The sequence below is a fragment of the Candidatus Neomarinimicrobiota bacterium genome, from assembly GCA_034716895.1.
GTDB lineage: Bacteria > Fidelibacterota > UBA8477 > UBA8477 > JABMPR01 > JABMPR01.
This window is the reverse complement of record JAYEKW010000135.1, coordinates 1-13,922: the sequence shown is the minus strand read 5'-3', so window position 1 is coordinate 13,922 and position 13,922 is coordinate 1. Positions and strand designations below refer to the sequence as shown.

The 13,922-nt window shown below is 42.1% G+C and carries 14 protein-coding genes; 5 read left to right on the top strand and 9 right to left on the bottom strand.

Annotated elements, in window-relative coordinates:
* Nucleotides 1–2: 2 nt before the first annotated feature.
* From U9Q77_08685 to U9Q77_08665, 5 genes are read left to right on the top strand one after another with little or no spacing between them, the layout of a single operon-like run.
* Nucleotides 3–305 (top strand): hypothetical protein, encoded by a 303-nt coding sequence (locus tag U9Q77_08685; GenBank protein ID MEA3287435.1) that lies wholly within the window; start codon nt 3–5, stop codon nt 303–305.
* Entirely contained in the window at nt 305–2,401 is a 2,097-nt protein-coding gene (locus tag U9Q77_08680) for a sodium:solute symporter family protein (GenBank protein ID MEA3287434.1), read from the top strand. The genes U9Q77_08685 and U9Q77_08680 overlap by 1 nt, the downstream gene beginning before the upstream one ends.
* A gap of 8 nt (nt 2,402–2,409) precedes the next feature.
* Nucleotides 2,410–3,438, top strand: coding sequence for a hypothetical protein (locus tag U9Q77_08675; GenBank protein MEA3287433.1), 1,029 nt, complete (start codon nt 2,410–2,412; stop codon nt 3,436–3,438).
* Nucleotides 3,435–4,850, top strand: coding sequence for a glycogen/starch synthase (locus U9Q77_08670; protein MEA3287432.1), 1,416 nt, complete (start codon nt 3,435–3,437; stop codon nt 4,848–4,850). The genes U9Q77_08675 and U9Q77_08670 overlap by 4 nt, the downstream gene beginning before the upstream one ends.
* Nucleotides 4,851–4,860: 10 nt before the next feature.
* Complete coding sequence (locus U9Q77_08665; protein MEA3287431.1) at nt 4,861–6,105, top strand: glucose-1-phosphate adenylyltransferase; 1,245 nt, start codon at nt 4,861–4,863, stop codon at nt 6,103–6,105.
* Nucleotides 6,106–6,192: 87 nt separating this feature from the next.
* Here the strand turns inward: U9Q77_08665 and U9Q77_08660 are convergent, their stop codons facing one another.
* From U9Q77_08660 to U9Q77_08620, 9 genes are all read right to left on the bottom strand, one after another.
* Nucleotides 6,193–6,528: an FmdB family zinc ribbon protein gene (locus U9Q77_08660; GenBank protein ID MEA3287430.1), complete on the bottom strand. Its 336-nt coding sequence runs from the start codon at nt 6,526–6,528 to the stop codon at nt 6,193–6,195.
* A complete protein-coding gene (gene coaD / locus U9Q77_08655) occupies nt 6,500–6,994 on the bottom strand; it encodes a pantetheine-phosphate adenylyltransferase (protein MEA3287429.1) in 495 nt (164 codons plus the stop codon). Before coaD ends, U9Q77_08660 begins: the two co-directional genes overlap by 29 nt.
* On the bottom strand, nt 6,991–7,527 hold the full coding sequence (locus tag U9Q77_08650) for an RsmD family RNA methyltransferase (protein ID MEA3287428.1): 537 nt from the start codon (nt 7,525–7,527) through the stop codon (nt 6,991–6,993). The genes coaD and U9Q77_08650 overlap by 4 nt, the downstream gene beginning before the upstream one ends.
* Nucleotides 7,524–8,639, bottom strand: a complete 1,116-nt coding sequence (locus tag U9Q77_08645) for a hypothetical protein (GenBank protein ID MEA3287427.1) — start codon at nt 8,637–8,639, stop codon at nt 7,524–7,526. Before U9Q77_08645 ends, U9Q77_08650 begins: the two co-directional genes overlap by 4 nt.
* The gene (locus U9Q77_08640) at nt 8,629–9,570 is read right to left on the bottom strand and encodes a hypothetical protein (protein MEA3287426.1); all 942 of its coding nucleotides are present in this window, start codon (nt 9,568–9,570) and stop codon (nt 8,629–8,631) included. The genes U9Q77_08645 and U9Q77_08640 overlap by 11 nt, the downstream gene beginning before the upstream one ends.
* Nucleotides 9,571–9,586: 16 nt before the next feature.
* A complete protein-coding gene (locus U9Q77_08635; GenBank protein MEA3287425.1) occupies nt 9,587–11,818 on the bottom strand; it encodes a hypothetical protein in 2,232 nt (743 codons plus the stop codon).
* 13 nt (nt 11,819–11,831) lie between these two features.
* Nucleotides 11,832–12,224 carry a helix-hairpin-helix domain-containing protein gene (locus U9Q77_08630; protein MEA3287424.1) on the bottom strand — a complete coding sequence of 131 codons (393 nt, stop codon included), beginning with the start codon at nt 12,222–12,224 and terminating at the stop codon, nt 11,832–11,834.
* An 82-nt stretch (nt 12,225–12,306) separates the two neighbouring features.
* The gene (dnaJ, locus tag U9Q77_08625; GenBank protein ID MEA3287423.1) at nt 12,307–13,461 is read right to left on the bottom strand and encodes a molecular chaperone DnaJ; all 1,155 of its coding nucleotides are present in this window, start codon (nt 13,459–13,461) and stop codon (nt 12,307–12,309) included.
* A 2-nt stretch (nt 13,462–13,463) separates the two neighbouring features.
* Nucleotides 13,464–13,922 (bottom strand): nucleotide exchange factor GrpE (locus U9Q77_08620; GenBank protein MEA3287422.1); only part of this gene is annotated, 459 nt, incomplete at its 5' end.

The window sequence follows — 13,922 nt, the reverse complement described above, 5'->3', positions numbered from 1 at the left end:
ACATGGACTTATTTTCACATTCCTGGCTACCTTTCATTTACCTCTATGGACTTGGAGGAATCCTATTTTTATCAGGAATATTCATAACTTTGAAAGCGGGATCATTCGACCTAAAACGCCATTCGCACAGAAAATGGATGTGGATCCTGATCTTTGGATTTGTTTGGTATCTCACCATGCATGCTTTGCTGACCTGGGCAGCCCTGGGGTCCATCTCTCCCTACACTGTACTCATAGTTCTTCTGATATTGGTAGCCGTATTTGTCATTGTTACGCTTCGGCTTAAAGAGAAAGTGAGGGCCTGATGCAGACCTTTCATAGTATTGGTACCACTACTGACTGGATCGTCATGGTGGTATATTTTTTAGTTATCATGTTGTTTGGCAGTTATTTCGGCCGATATACAAAAAATACTTCCGACTTTTTCTTTGGTGGACGTCGCTTTTCATGGTGGCTGATCACTATGTCAATCGTTGCCACCGGAGTAGGCAGCCACAGTTTTGTAAAATACTCAGCCAAGGGTTTTGAACATGGGATATCATCTACCATGACCTACCTGAATGATTGGTTTTTCATTGCCTTTTTTATGTTCGGCTGGCTTCCTATCATTGTTTACTCCAAGATTCGCTCGATCCCTGAATATTTTGAAAAAAGGTTTAGTCCTTCAGCCCGATTTTTAGCTACCCTTCTTTTGTTATTATATATGATTGGATACATAGGAATAGGCTTTCTCACCCTTGGTAAAGCCGTTATTCCCATGTTACCTGCTGCATTCACGCTGCTTGGAATGACCATTCCTGTTACACTTATGGGTGCTATCATTGTTATCGCCATAATTACTGGTATCTACATAACTTTTGGCGGTCAAACTGCCGTTATCTTTACGGATCTGATTCAAGGCTTTATCCTGCTGTTTGCAGGTTTGTTACTCTTTTTCTTCGGAATCACCTACCTGGGAGGGTTTGACATATTCTGGAATCTGCTACCGACTGAATGGAAGCTTCCCATGGCAGATTTCAACAGTCCCCCTGATTTTAATTTTGTAGGCATATTCTGGCAGGATGCTATTGCTGGTTCCATTGGATTCTTATTCATGAACCAGGGACTAATTATGCGCTTCATGGCCTGTAAAAATGTCAACGAAGGTCGCAAAGCAGCTGGAATTAACATTCTCTTTGTGCTCCCGATCTCGGCCATTGTGGTTGGAAATGCCGGCTGGATAGGTAAAGCAATTTCAATTACCAGCCCTGACATTATCAGCCCTTCTGTTTCTCCTGATCAAATTTTTGTCGTTGTGGCAAACATCATCGCCAGCCCTGGAATGTTTGGGTTTATCATGGCTGCATTAACTGCTGCATTGATGAGTACTGTTGACACCTTGATCAACGCCACTGCGGCAATCTACATCAATGATGTGTATCGCCCCATCCGCTTGTTTCTTAAGAAAGCAAGAGGATCTGATGCTGAAACAGATCGTAGAGAATTAGGTGCTGCTCGCTATGCTTCCATTGGTGTAACAATTCTCGGAGTCCTAGCCGTATTAGCATTTAAAAACTTCCCCACAGTCTATGAGGCTCACGGCTATTTTCACTCGACGTTAACCCCTCCTCTTGTAGTGGGAATATTCCTGGGTGTATTCTGGAAGAGATTTACACCATCGGCAGTCATTACAACCTTTGTAGGTGGCGTTGCACTGATGATCCTGGGTGCCAGGTATCCCGGTCTGTTAATCGCCCCCTTTGACCATGGTGTTGAAATGAATGCTTCTCACCCATACTCATATATACGAGCTCTGTATAATACGGTGGTCTGTTCTGGTGTGGCTGTATTGGCAACCCTGACAACTCATTGGCAGGTAAGTCTAATTTCCAAAGTTCGCAATAACCCAAATGCTAAAATTATCATGAACAGTTCGGTTGGTTTATCAGTTTTATTATTTGCTGTGGTAATATTTGGTGGCTTAGACATTGGTCTTCAGGTAGCGGCTGCAATCGGTGTTATTATTCTGGTACCCTTGTCTGTCACCTATTTCGTGCACTACGACGAGGAAATAAGTACGGTTGGATTAACAGCTGGTTCTATTGATATCGCCAGAAAATACTTTAAAGGCGGCGATCCAAATGATCAGCTGGGAGAAAAGGTATTGGTCCATTGGAAACTGATGGAAAGTGATGTTCCCACCATGCGTTTTTCAACTGAGGACATGGCTTTAATGAAAGCTGAAACAGGTGACCTTGTTTATCTCTGTGACAAGCGCGGTTGGCTGGGTGGTCTTAAATCTGTTCACGCAAAATTTTCTGATCCGCATAATGAGGCTGGTATCGTATATCTGACAGAAGGTCTGGCAGAATCCGGCCTTTTTACTCAGGGCAGAGAATTGCGCGCTGAAAAAGAGATGTAATTATCTTTTTGCATTCTGTTCTCGTCCTAATTATTCTGGCCGGTAGTATTTCAAATGTTATTGGCCAGAATTCCTTTCAAGTTGGTTTCTGGAATATTGAGAACCTGTTTGACACAACTGATGCCCTGGATATTCGTGATGATGATTTTACGCCATCAGGAAAATATTTATGGACAGAGAAACGCTTAGTCAAGAAATTCCAGGATCTGAGCAAGGTGATCCACCATATCGATCAAGATCAAGATCTTGCATTACTGGGACTGGCAGAGATCGAGAACTATTCTGTTCTGCAGCGTCTTAACCAGACTTATTTGCAGGGTGCTTTTGAGATCATCCACAAAGAATCACCCGATGAACGGGGTATTGATTGTGGTCTCCTGTTTGATTCAGGGAAACTGAACCTTATTCAAGCCCACTTTATTCCCATCTTCCTGGCTGGTGATGAAAAAACCCGGGATATCATTGAAGCAATATTCACCTTTTCCGGCTCAAAACAAAAAAGCCAACTACATGTTTTCATCAACCACTGGCCTTCCCGTTGGGGTGGCCAGGCCAAAACCGACCCTTTAAGACGAAGTGTTGCCGCAACTCTCCGCAACCGTATCGATGAGATTCTGACCATTGATCCCCACACTGATATTATCATCATGGGTGATTTCAATGATCATCCAAATGATCCTTCATTACTGCAGGTTCTCAGAGCTGGTTCGCAAGGATCCAGCACTTATTTCCCCGGAGATTTGATCAATACTACCTGGAATCTTCATCTTGACCCGGATCACGGAACCTATATGTACCGTGGAAATTGGGGGGTTCTGGATCAGGTCATCATATCATCTGGAATGGAAGATGAACACGGATTTAAGTGGACAAACCAAAGCACCACACCTTTTAGCCCGAAATATTTGCTTGAACCCGGTGGCAAATATGCCGGTTGGCCGTTTCGGATGTACCGCAGCGGCAAATACCAGGGGGGCTATTCTGATCACCTTCCGATTTTGTGTCGGATTAGTTACTCGGACAACAGAGCCAAATGAACGTTCTATTTGTATCTGCCGAAGTCACTCCTTTTTCCAAGGCAGGTGGTTTAGCAGATGTTGCCGGCAGTCTGCCAGCAGCCCTCTCACCTTATGTTTCTTCAATCCAGGTTATCACACCACTGTACGGTCAAATCGACAAAGAAAAGCATCAGATTATTTCTGCTGCGATTACTGGTACCATTATTCTGGGTGATGAGACTCTGCCCTATTCACTTTTCAAAATTGAGAATGTCGATAATAGTTTTCAGACCTGGTTTATTCAAAGTGACCAGTTCTTTGAACGAAACGGACTCTACACAAAATCCAATGGTGTAGGATTTGAAGACAATAATCTTCGGTACTTCTTCTTTCAGCTCGTTGTGCTGGATCTTCTGAAGAAAAAATATTTTGAGATAGATGTTTTACACTGTAATGACCACCATACTGGGCTGTTACCTGTTCTGGTTAATAATGCTGGAATGACTATCCGAACTATTTATACCATTCATAATTTTCTGTATCATGGTCACTTCTCACAGGATGAAATGAAACTGTTGCCTCTGCCAATTAGGAGTCAGCTTACCAAAACACAATGGGACAATTATAGCGCCCTCCTGGAAGGTATTGACCACGCTGATCAGGTAACCACCGTTAGTCCTGGTTATGCTCGGGAATTGCTGGACGGACTGAATCTTGATGAGCATAGTCACAAGCATGTTTTTGCAGCTGAAAGTAAACTTTCCGGAATCATAAATGGTATTGATACTGAATACTGGAATCCGGGCAAAGATAAATACACGCCTTTTCATTTTTCTGCCAAGGATCTCGATGGAAAACAATTAAACAAAAGGGAATTACTCCGCCAAACCGATTTGGATGATGACATTGAGGCACCCCTGCTTGGTTCCATCTCACGTCTGGTAGAAAATAAAGGATTTCCTCTTATCGTTGAATTATTAGACGAGCTGGTTGAAATGGGTGCCAAGCTCATTTTTCTCGGTTCAGGTGATCCTGCAATTGCCCAACAGCTCCGTGAAGCAAGCCTACGGCATCCCGGCCGCATCACTTTTGATGACGGTTTCAATGAGCCTTTGGCTCATTTGATAGAGGCTGGATCAGATATGTTTCTCATGCCCAGTCGGTTCGAGCCCTGTGGTCTAAACCAGTTATACAGTCTGCGTTATGGAACCATTCCCATTGTACATCATACTGGTGGACTGGGAGATACAGTAGTTGACTGGAATGCTGGTAGGGGAACCGGCTTTGTGTTTAGGCGATATAATGTAGAGCATCTCAAAGATGCCTTGAAGCGATCATTGAAGATCTTTAAGGATAAACGATCCTGGAGCGAATTACTGAAACGAGCCATGGCACAAGACTTTTCATGGGATCGTTCTGCTTTAAACTATTTCAAGCTATATAAAAAGTGAAAGGATTGTCATGCTAAAATCTAATAAAACCAGACTGGGAGCCATAATCCTCGGTGGTGGGCGTGGCGAACGCTTGTCTCCCCTCACATCTTATCGTGCAAAACCAGCCGTCCATATTGGCGGCAAATATCGGCTCATCGATGTTCCCATCAGTAATTGCATTAATTCCGGTATCAATCTCATTCATATACTGACCCAATTCAACACGACCTCTCTACATCGACACATATCCCGCACCTACAAATTTGACATCTTTTCCCGGGGTGATATCGAGATCCTGGCTGCCCAACAAACGAACAAGAACAAGGACTGGTTTCAAGGTACAGCTGATGCTGTTCGTTCTTACTGGGATCGTTTTGAGCAAATGAGTGCCACTCACTATATCATTTTAGCCGGTGATCATCTCTATAAGATGGATTATTCTGATTTTTTTAAACACCACCTCGATACTAAAGCTGATGTTTCGGTTGCAGTCCGTCCCATGCCCCTTTCAACAGCACCGGAATTGGGTGTTTTAAAAGCTGACAACTCTGATTCTATCACTCGGTTTGTAGAAAAACCGCAATCTCCTGATCTGATCAATGAATTAGCTGAGGAGATCGACGGAGAGAAAAATGTTTTAGCCTCCATGGGTATCTATATTTTCAGGAAGGAAATCCTGAAAGAGGTCCTGAAAATCAAGGGCGATGATTTCGGCAAAAATATCATTCCTCATTCAATTGGAACCTACAAGACAACAGCCTATCGGTTTCAAGGATATTGGGAAGATATTGGAACCATCAAAACCTTTTTTGAGGCCAATATCGCGCTCACAGAAGAAAAATTTAAATTCACATTTTACAATGAAGATTATCCGATCTACACCAGGCAACGTTTTTTACCTGGCAGTGAGATTCGAGGAGCAAAAATCGAACATTCGATCATCTGTGAAGGTTGTAAAATAGGGAATGCTGTGATCAAGGATTCAATTGTGGGAATCCGCAGTGTGATCGGTGACGGGGTCACTTTTAATCGCGTGTACAACATGGGAGCAGACTATTACGAAATGGTCGCTCAGGCAGCTATTCACATAGGCATTGGTGATAATTGTGAACTAAATAATGTAATCATCGATAAGAATGTCAGAATTGGTAAAAATGTCAAGTTGATCAATAAAGCTGGATTGATGGAATTCAAGAGTGACACAGTCATTATCAAGGATGGTATTATTATCATTCCAAAGAACACAACAATTCCGGATAATTACGAGATCTAATTCTAATTGCTGCTCTGTGTGTGCGCGTTTACTAAATTAATTGTAGAAACACTTCGATTGACTCAGTAAAGGGATTGCTATAGGTTCTCAGGTATTTGTTGCCGCTTTTTTTACTGATGGTGCGCTTGAAACCGGTTTTGATTCACTCCTGGATTTTTTTGATCTATTCTCATTACCGGTAGTTTTCTTAGGGTCCGAACCCTTTGTATAATCGGTGATATAGAAACCTGATCCTTTAAAGATCAAGCCACTACCACCGCTGACCACTCTACGGACACTGCCCTGACACTTTATACATTTATCCAGGTGGGCTTCTGACATTTTCTGAAAAGCATCAAAATGGTAACCGCATTTCAGACATACATATTCATAAGTGGGCATTATATCATCTTTATCATACAGGTTTGCGATGAAATTTTTCATGGAGTACTTCTGCGACATACGGGGTCACAAAAGGGCTGATATCACCATTGAAGCTGGAAACCTCACGGACAATGGTTGAATTAAGATGGGTATATGCTTCATGGGGCATGAGAAATACCTGTACCAGATCAGGATGAAGGGTACGATTGACAAGGGCCATTTGAAATTCGAATTCAAAATCTGACATGGCTCTTAACCCGCGGATCATGGCTATGGCTTTCATTTTACGGGCATAATCCACGATCAATCCATCAAAGTAGGTTACTTGGACATTGGAAAGATGGGAGGTTGTCCTTTGGATCATTTCAATGCGCTCTTCGACAGAGAACAGGGGCTTTTTGCCGATATTACGACCGACAGAAACGACTACTTCGTCAAAGATAGAGACAGATCGCTCAATAATATCAAGGTGCCCTAGCGTTATTGGGTCAAAAGTACCAGGATATATTGCTAAACGATTCTTCATAATTCGACCGCCTTATATATTTGAATTCTTGTTTCTGCAACCACTTTTTCCTTCACCAAATCAAAAATCTTTGAACCTAACGGGCTCTCACTTCTTCTGTTTCTTTCATAGACAAATATTGCACCAACTGCAACATGCTTTTCAATATGAGTGAGTACTTCTGGAGGAATTCCTTCTGCATATGGCGGATCAGCCAGGATCAGGTCGAATGTGGCACTTATTCTGTCCAGAACTTTATTTACATCACCGATATAGGCTTTAAATGGCTTTTCGTGTGTTTTGATCCAAGTCTTTTGCTGTTGGATATAGTTGCTGTCCAAATCAATGGAGACCAAGGAGCGTGCTCCCCGACTTAGAGCTTCAAATCCCAGTGCTCCAGTCCCGCTGTAGAGATCAAGTACTTTCATTCCATTTACATCATGCAGAGTATCAAACAGAACAGTTCGTGCTCTATCCGTAGTCGGTCTTACAGACCCACCTTTCAACTTCGGCAGAGAATGACCCCGCCATTCCCCACCTATGATTCTTGTCATGGATTATATTTAAAAAAGAGGACATCAAAGGTTAATCTGAGTTTTTTATTCTCAAAGTTGATATCCACAGATCTGAGCAGGTAATTACTACGAGTTTCTGACCACGAAGATAATACATATTGCATTTCTTGAGTCGTTCCAGAAAAAATGAATTTAGCGGGATTATCTTCCACACCTTGAGACAGGTCAATAATGATCTGTTCCAAATAATCATTGAATGGATGGGCTAATACATCCAGAAGCCTCATTTCATCTAAAAGCTGCGCTTCAAAATCCTGCTCAGCATTCATAATGATCTCATACTTGCTGGATATTTTGATATTTCCGTTCCCATAACTCTCGTCAAAACTGCCAAGAACAAACTTATCCATGGTTGATTGCATTTTGGGAACCCAGGAATCTGATCGTGGCGCAGTCATTCTGAGTGCGTCCCGTTTGAGAAACAGGTGAGCCTGACCAATATCTTCTGGAAAAACACCAATCATTTCAGTGAGCATAAGCAGTAGAGAACGATTGTTGATGATCTTAATGTCATCATCAGACAGGTGAATCGGTGTCTCTGAAACCTGCAAATAAGGTTCAGTTTCCATCGTATCATTTTCCGGTTTATAATCTAAAACCAAGCTCTCAGGTGGAAGGGTTGCTATGGAATCAGCAAGTGCAGCAATGTCCTCAGTTACTGGCATAAGCTCATCAAATAACTCATCTGACAGGATATCATTCACATACAGTGTATCGAAGTAAATGTACTCTGAATCTACTTCTGCTTCTGGATAGAATCCGAACTTTTCCATCCAATATCCTTTTACAATATCAACTCTAGGAGCGAGAAGATCTTTGGTGTTCAGATAGGTACCACCTAAAAACAGAACAATGATCAGAACAACAACCAGTTGCCAAAGGTTTCCTTTGGACGTTTCGGTACCTTCTTTGCTTGGGCTGGCTTCTTTAGGATCTTTTTCGTGGTCCGGTTCATCATCGTCGTGAGCATGTCGTTTGCGAAGGGTCTCAATAATTTGTTCATCCCCAGATAATTCCTGCTCCCCAGATATGGAGTTTAAGAATTTCCTGGATCCAAGAATACCTGTGTCTTTCCGCAGGTCAATCTTCACTGAAACGCTCCTGTATCTCACTGCTAAGAGCACCTAATACAATAGCATACTCATCGATATTATCAAACTCAGGGTCTCTGAAGTTAAAGTGATGAGCCAGATCCAGGGTTTTGCAACTATTCTGGTATTTACTCAAGTTGCTAAGTGCTGCAGGATCGCCTGTTGAATTGAAGTAGAAGAGGTTGGTAATGATATTTTCAGGATCATGTTTTCCCATTATCGCTTTTTCAATAGCTGTTTTAACCTGGGTTATCAATTGTAAGTCACCCCGCACATGATCCATTGTAATCTTATAATCCCAGTTCAGGGAAGCCTGAAAGAGTCCGCTGAATTCAAGTCCTTTATAGATATAACAAGAAATAGCATCCTCGCGATTATTCATAACCACCTGGATACCCCCTTCAGGGTCAAATTGTCCGCTGGCGGTAAGCAAGTCACCAATTGCCTGAATATCCAGAATCACATTTTTAACCTTCAATTCAGACGGTGCAATTACCTTTTCAAGCCAGTTATCAAATGATTGCGGAATACCCACAGAAAGGAACTGCACAGCAGTTGCACCACCAGTATTCATTTCCTGATGCACAAAGGTATATTGCGATACTGCATTCTCCAGCATTTCGCTGACACGCCACTTTAAATATTTATCCTGGTCAGCCCCACTCAAGACGCTATCGACCTCATGTACCAGCAATGGGAACCAGTCATTATCGATAACGATGTGGGTTGAATTATCAGGAAATTCAGCTGAATTTCGAATATCTGAAATCTGATCAGCTAAACTACGAATCACTTCAGCATTTGTAGTATCAGGAATCTGTAACCCTTCCTTAATACTTACCTGCCCTAGACTTTCAATGAAAGGGATGCCTTTGAAATTAACCAGTTGGGCGTATTTCAGAGTGTCATGCGAAATATGGATAGCAAGCATACAGCCTCAGCCTGATTTATTTAACCCAACTTTCTTCACCATCCTCAATGCTTCCATGACTAGAGTCCGATTGAGTAAAGAAAAGATAGCGTCTCGTTTCGATGGGATTCTGGATAGGTGATTCAATGGTTTGATGGACGTTATAACGAATGGTGATACGATATGGCAGATCGGTAACCGTACACCTGGTATGCATAGGTGTAAGCAAATAGCTACTGAACAGTTCCTTCTTAGTGTATTTCTTACTGATCACAGTATCCTGCCAACCACCGAATGAATCCTTGGCCATGAACAGGTCTTTTTCCTGCTCTCCTACAACAAATTCATCAGAAACTACAAAGAGACTGTCGATCTGGATAGAGTCAAAGAGAGCAGCTTCATCAGTTATGCGATAAAGATTTTCCATAACACTATCATCAGAAAAAATCATGATATAGCTATCCATTCCAGAGTAAACCCGTTCTACTCGTGCAGTATCACTTTTCCCTAAAACATTCATTGAGCGGACACTGTCTGTGCCTTCAAAGCTGTAACGATATTCTGAATTATCCATAGCAATCAAAAAATTCAAAGAATCAATTGAAAAATCCTGAGTAACCCCAATTTTACTTCTAGCCCATACACCAATGAAAGTGCTGTCATAAGCTCGAACAACTGTATCACGACTGATGGTGAAAGTATTGTCATATTCTTCCAGATACAGTGGAAATACATCAACAAGGACTGTATCCGGCTCAAATTCGATCACCTGAGCACCGCTCCAATTAAGTGAATCTACACTTGCAAGATGCTCAGCTTCAGCCACAAGCTCACTTGCAAAATCAAAGACGTTACTGAATTCACCTGTCAACTTTTCGTATAAAGCCAAATTCATATCATCATATTTACGAAGATATTCATCAAACACGTCTACGTAGAATGTATCTGTGCTAGCTTCCACTACTTGCCATTTTTTGTAATCAGATTTCCGTTTCAAAGCGGTAGCAACATATTCCACAACCTCTATCGCTGACTGATTCCAATCCAGATCAGCTAAGTTCACAAATGTTTTGTAATAAGCCTGATCCAGACTGACTTTATTGAAATATTCAATGATGTTATCATGGATGTTAATGTTAAAGACGGCATCGGTGAGATCAATATCAAGATGAATGGAATCAACTCCAACGCCTGGTGATTCCAGTGAATCCAAGGCAACATTGATCACGTGATTCGCAATAGTTTCACTTGGTTCATCATACCCGGTCAGCATGGTGTAGAGAGTATTTCGACGTTTTGCCAAAGCGATTTCCATATCCTCAACCTTGATCTCAACCGGAATCTCAATGATCTCCTCACTGGTATCAGCATACATAAGGGTTAGGTAATCCGGCATAAATTCAAGCGTATCATTCTGGATCATAAACTCTGCCAACGCCATATTGTAAAGGGTGTCTCCATAGGTTGCAGAATCATAAGAGTCTATCACAAATTGTTTTTTTAATACCAACTTGGTTTTCTCAAGGTTTTCAGCAAATTTGAAAGGAATGATAAAATCGATTCTCACAGAACCATCATAGATATTGTTGAAATCAACCCGTCCGCTTAAAGCAGGGTTGATTTTGATGCTATCCAACACTGCATCGACCAAAGGGTTGGAGAAATCTGGATATCTGGTAAAACTACCGGTAAGCGCATTAAACATTGAGGTTTTGATGTTCTGATAAAGAATATCATACTTTTCTGATATTTCAAAACTGAGCATTACACTGTCTATTTCCAGTGACTGTTCCCCTGTATAGTTGCCCTGTTCAAAACCAGTTCTGACCGTGTCAAGGAATAGTTTGATGGATTTTGAATCCATAAAGTGATGGGGTTTAAGTAGTTTGAATAGTTCTAAATGCTGTTCTGAGTAAAACTGACGATATTCATCTGAGTAATTTACCGTAACTGAACGACCTGGCAGTGAAATTTTTTGAGGACCATAAAAACTATAGTTCGTATCACTTTCAGCCGCCAATAAACTATCCCTGACGCTATTTACAACAGTGACTAATTGATTTGGATCAGCAGTATAACTCTTTGCCAACTGATAATGTAACTTTTCAGCTAATGTGACCGTATTCATGCGAAATCGCGCTTCATCGCGGAGTTCATCCTCATAATCCCAAATGGTCTTCGGGAAGTAGATCACACTAACAAACAATGCTATCAATATTATAATTACAATTGAATTGATTCTATGGCTGCCAAAAATTTCTTTACTCACGAGTCCTCCTGGATTACTCTATCGTAACAAGGCCCTCAATCCGGGCATACAATTTTTCTCCGATCCCCTTGACGAGGATAATTTCTGCTTTATTCTTAAAAGGACCATTTTGATCCGTATAAGCTTTAATCCGTTTGGCTATTGCAGGTCCTATCCCCGGCAACTTGACAAGCTCACTTTCTCCGGCAGTATTGATATTGATCTTTCCATATCCTATCCCGGAAATTGCGGGTTCGATCTGCTCTACTTCCTCAGCCAAAGGGAGTGTATCATCTGTACTTTCAACAATCTGCAACTCTTCTGAATTGATCTGGGATGAGATCTCTTTAAAGCGTTGCTCCTCTTCATAAAAACGCGTCGCTATCGGTTGAGTATCAAAGTTTCGATTTCTTACTAATTTCAACACCGCCCCAACCCCCAGGGTGATAATTAAAAAATAAATAACTACGCGTTCTTGACGGGTGAAATTTAGCAAGTTTCCTGCTTCATCATAGTAAGGATTTTATTTTTCTAAAGATACTATTTGCACTACGTTGTCCGCTATAGTAGTCGGCCAACCTCTGATATATTTCACGCTCTTGTTTACTTGGCTTTTTGGGAGTTTCAACCTGAATTTTAACCATTTGATCACCCACAATGTGACTATTCAGGCGCGGAATTCCCTTCCCCCGCAATCTTAGTATTTTTCCGGACTGAGAGCCAGCCGGAATTTTCAAATTCACTTTGCCTGTGAGTGTGGGAATTTCAAGTTCAGTACCCATCACCGCTTGAGCCATATTAATGACGATCTCAAGATAGATGTTATCTTCATCCCGAATGAAAAGATCATGCTCTCTTTCATCAATGAGAATGATCAGATCGCCTTGTTGACCACCCCGACGCGCCTGGTTTCCCTCGTCTCGCAAGGTCATGTAATTACCAGCATGCACACCAGCAGGAATCTTGGCAGAAACAACCGATTCCTTGCGCTCGCGCCCATCTCCCCGACAATTTCGACACGGATGTGCGATCACTTCACCGGTACCATCACAATTTGAACAGGGTTGAATATTTACAAATTGACCAAACATGGATCGGGAGACCTGTTGAACCTCTCCTCGACCATGACAGACGGAACAATTTGATGTACCAGTTCCCTTTCGAGCACCGCTGCCTCCACATTCTGAACATTTCTCAAAACGTTTTACCTTGATCTTTTTTGTGATGCCGGTTGCGATCTCTTCCAGTGTAAGCGGCAATTTCACCTTAAGATCAGCTCCACGGGCACGACCTCTACTTCGACTTCCACCACCACCAAAAATATCACCTAGACCACCTCCGCCACCGCCGAAGCCATCCATAAAGATCCGCAATGCATCTGAGAGATCAACCCCAAATCCGCCTCCGCCAAAGCCTTCGAATGGATGGCCTCCCATCCCGCCTTCCGGAGCATGGCCGAATTGATCGTAATGGGCTTTCTTTTGTCCATCGCTCAGAATCGAATAAGCCTCTGCAGCTTCTTTGAACTTTGCTTCCGCTTCAGAATCACCAGGGTTTTTATCCGGATGATATTTCATGGCGATCTTACGGTAAGCTTTTTTTATCGCATCCTTTTCGGCACCTTTAGAAAGGCCCAGAACTTCATAATAATCACGTTTTTCCATCGTTATTGACTCACAACTACTTTGGCTGCCCGAAGAACCCGGTCACCGCTTTTATACCCCTTTTCAAATACTTCGATCACAATGCCAGATTCCTGGTCTTCAACAGGCTGCATCGCCATGGCTTCATGCAGTTCAGGATTAAAAGCTTCCCCCATGGGATCAAAGCTCTCCACATTATCGGTAACCAGCAAAAACTTCTTGATCTGTTCCAATACAAGCTTTACGCCATGCTGCTCACTATCCTTTGTTGCGTGCTCCTGTTCAAACTTTGCCGAACGCTCAAGGTTATCCACAATGGGAAATAGACCTATCAGTACTCGATCTTTAGCAAAAGCCAGAGACCGTTCTTTCTCTCGCTCAAGACGTTTTTTACCATTTTCATATTCAGCAACTACTCGCAGCATTTTTTCTTCAGCTGCCTGAACACGTACTTGCTGATCATCAAGTTCTGATTCGATCTG

Bases quoted from the DNA above. Each gene is read 5' to 3' on its own strand.
- U9Q77_08685 (MEA3287435.1), top strand. From the start codon at position 3: ATGGACTTATTTTCACATTCCTGGCTACCTTTCATTTACCTCTATGGA.
- U9Q77_08680 (MEA3287434.1), top strand. From the start codon at position 305: ATGCAGACCTTTCATAGTATTGGTACCACTACTGACTGGATCGTCATG.
- U9Q77_08670 (MEA3287432.1), top strand. From the start codon at position 3,435: ATGAACGTTCTATTTGTATCTGCCGAAGTCACTCCTTTTTCCAAGGCA.
- U9Q77_08665 (MEA3287431.1), top strand. From the start codon at position 4,861: ATGCTAAAATCTAATAAAACCAGACTGGGAGCCATAATCCTCGGTGGT.
- U9Q77_08660 (MEA3287430.1), bottom strand. From the start codon at position 6,528: ATGAAAAATTTCATCGCAAACCTGTATGATAAAGATGATATAATGCCC.
- coaD (MEA3287429.1), bottom strand. From the start codon at position 6,994: ATGAAGAATCGTTTAGCAATATATCCTGGTACTTTTGACCCAATAACG.
- U9Q77_08650 (MEA3287428.1), bottom strand. From the start codon at position 7,527: ATGACAAGAATCATAGGTGGGGAATGGCGGGGTCATTCTCTGCCGAAG.
- U9Q77_08640 (MEA3287426.1), bottom strand. From the start codon at position 9,570: ATGCTTGCTATCCATATTTCGCATGACACTCTGAAATACGCCCAACTG.
- dnaJ (MEA3287423.1), bottom strand. From the start codon at position 13,461: ATGGAAAAACGTGATTATTATGAAGTTCTGGGCCTTTCTAAAGGTGCC.